Annotated in this window: 2 protein-coding genes; both read left to right on the top strand. The window is 56.5% G+C overall.

Going from position 1 to position 1,873, the window contains the following annotated elements; all coding sequences use genetic code 11:
* A partial coding sequence (locus L8U60_RS10670; RefSeq protein ID WP_420840194.1) for a Mu transposase domain-containing protein occupies positions 1-1,007 on the top strand: 1,007 nt, incomplete at its 5' end.
* A gap of 3 nt (positions 1,008-1,010) precedes the next feature.
* Positions 1,011-1,778, top strand: a complete 768-nt coding sequence (locus tag L8U60_RS10675; protein ID WP_269966346.1) for an ATP-binding protein — start codon at positions 1,011-1,013, stop codon at positions 1,776-1,778.
* Positions 1,779-1,873: the final 95 nt, after the last annotated feature.

The raw sequence follows: 1,873 nt of genomic DNA on the forward strand, positions 1-1,873 counted from the left end.
CCTCGACGGCATCGAACGCGATAAGTGCGGCTGATCGCAATCGTCGTGTCAACACCACGTACGAGGAGTTTCTGGAGCACTACAACACCGCTGCGCTGCCAGCGCGGGCAAGACGGCCGAAAGACAAGGCTAATGTTGAGGCAGCGGTCAAGATTGTGACCCAAAAGGTCATCCATGCTCTTGACGACCACCAGTGCGTCAGCCTTGATGAGCTTAACAGTCGCATACTCAAACGTGTTGACGCGATTAATGCGCACACCCCGTTTCGTGGCAACACCATCAGTCGGCGGCAGCTGTTTGAAGAGTTTGAAGCAAAGTTGCTCACTGAACTGCCAACACAGCGTTGGCAGCGCACGGAATGGAGGCGGGCCAAAGTCGCTCCCGACTTCCATATCGTCGTCGGCAGCGTGCATTACTCCGTGCCCTACACACTTGTCGGCCGCACTGTTGATGTACGCATCACCGGCAACACGCTCACGGTTTTCGATGCCGGCGAGCGACAAGCAGTACATACGCTTGCGCACCAACGCGGCACCTTCGTCACCGACACCGACCATATCCCGCCGCAGATGGCCAACACCCATGGGCTTTGGACCTGTGAATACTTCCTACGCGAAGCTGCCAGGGTAGGGCCGCACACCCGCCGGGTCATCGCTGAGCTTATGGATGCGCGCCCAATCAAAGCACAAGCGTTCTTTTCATGCCGCAACGTGCTTTCCATGGGAAAACACGACAACAAGCCCATCTTGGAAGAAGCCTGTAGGCGGCTCGTCGACCTTGAAGGCCGACGTCAGGCAGTGTCCTACACCGCCGTGAAAAACATGATGGCAGCCGTGCGCAAAGAAGACACGGTACGCACCACCACACAGCCTGACCCCAACGCGCGAGATGCCGCGCCTACCTCCACCACCGCAAAAGCGCCTAGCAAGCGTGATACGCGCGGTGCCTACCTCGGTGGCGCGGAGCAGTTCAGCATCGAAAACCTCACGAAGAAAGGAAACAACTAACCCATGGATGCGCCACAACCAGCATCAACAACCGCACGATTCTTAGACGAATCAGTCCTGCCCATCTTCACACAACTGCGGATGACCGCCTTCGGCCGCACGGTTATCGACATTGCCGCGGATCAAGCATTCGACCAGTGGAGCTTCTCCGACAAAATCCTCTACGCGCTCGATAAAGAAGTCGCAGCCAGGCATGAAAGACGAGTCAACAAACTGCTCAAAGCATCACGATCGCCAAACCCCGATGCTTGTGTTGAAGACATCGTTTACACGCCCAGCCGCAACATCAACAAAGAGCAAATCGCCCGACTTGCTCAATGCCAATGGTGCCAGGATTCGAAAAACGTTGTCATCCTGGGCAAATCCTCCGTTGGCAAGACCTACCTCGCCCAAGCACTGCTCAACGCAGCGTGCCGAAAGGACTACTCCGCCAAGTTCTTCCGCACCGACTCGTTGGCCAACCAACTCGCCGTGTTGCATCATTCGGATCCTGAGCGCGTGAAATTCCTCGAGGCCATTCACAACACCGATGTGCTCGTACTCGATGACTTTCTCACCACCCCGATCAATGAAGCCACCGCACACCAACTGTTGACCATCATTGCGGAACGAGAAAACCGAGGAGCGACCATCGTGACATCCCAGTTCGCCCCCATCGAATGGTGCAAGTCCATTCCCGACGCTGTCATCGCTGAGTCGATCCTCAACCGGCTCGCCGTCGGCGCCGAGATCATCACACTAGAAGGAGACAACATGCGCCTGACCCACTAACCCCACCCAATCCCCAAACGCCCGGGTGTTACTGGATACTCACCCGGGCGTTACTCGATCCTCACCATGGCGTTACTAAATCAGTGGTCTGAACA

It is taken from the genome of Corynebacterium meitnerae (assembly GCF_027570075.1).
In the GTDB taxonomy this organism is placed as follows: domain Bacteria; phylum Actinomycetota; class Actinomycetes; order Mycobacteriales; family Mycobacteriaceae; genus Corynebacterium; species Corynebacterium meitnerae.

Bases quoted from the DNA above. Each gene is read 5' to 3' on its own strand.
- L8U60_RS10675 (WP_269966346.1), top strand. From the start codon at position 1,011: ATGGATGCGCCACAACCAGCATCAACAACCGCACGATTCTTAGACGAA.